Annotated in this window: 2 protein-coding genes; both read left to right on the top strand. The window is 70.9% G+C overall.

What is annotated here, in order from left to right; translation table 11 throughout:
* Positions 1-302, top strand: a 302-nt coding sequence (gene metG / locus G7A99_RS24330) for a methionine--tRNA ligase subunit beta (RefSeq protein WP_163144649.1), incomplete at its 5' end; no start/stop codon positions are given.
* 16 nt (positions 303-318) lie between these two features.
* On the top strand, positions 319-539 hold a 221-nt coding region (locus tag G7A99_RS24325), incomplete at its 3' end, for an Rnf-Nqr domain containing protein (protein WP_305792375.1).

The following is a 539-nucleotide window of genomic DNA, read 5'->3' as shown; positions in this document are numbered from 1 at the left end:
CCGGGGTGGACCTGCGCGTCGCGGAGATCGTCAACGCCGAGCACGTGGACGGCGCCGACAAGCTCCTGCGCCTGACCCTGGACCTCGGCGGCGAGCAGCGCACGGTCTTCGCCGGGATCAAGGGCGCCTACCGGCCGGAGACCCTCATCGGCCGGCTCACCGTGATGGTGGCGAACCTCAAGCCCCGGAAGATGCGTTTCGGCGTCTCCGAGGGCATGGTCCTCGCCGCGGGCCCGGGCGGCGAGGAGCTGTGGCTGCTCTCGCCGGACAGCGGCGCCCGTGCGGGGATGCGCGTGAAGTAGGCCGCGGAGCGCGCCCATGACGGAGCTCGCCCTCATCCTGGTGTCCACCGTGCTGGTGAACAACTTCGTGCTGGTGAAGTTCCTGGGGCTGTGCCCCTTCATGGGGGTGTCGCGCAGCCTGGACGCGGCCATCGGCATGGCGCTCGCGACGAGCTTCGTGCTCACGCTCTCCTCGGTGGCGAGCTACCTCGTGGGCACCTACCTGCTGGCCCCGCTCGGGCTGGGGTACCTGCGCAT

It is taken from the genome of Arhodomonas sp. KWT, assembly GCF_010993615.1.
The sequence above is the reverse complement of the archived record's forward strand: the minus strand, read 5'-3'. Positions and strand labels throughout refer to the sequence as shown.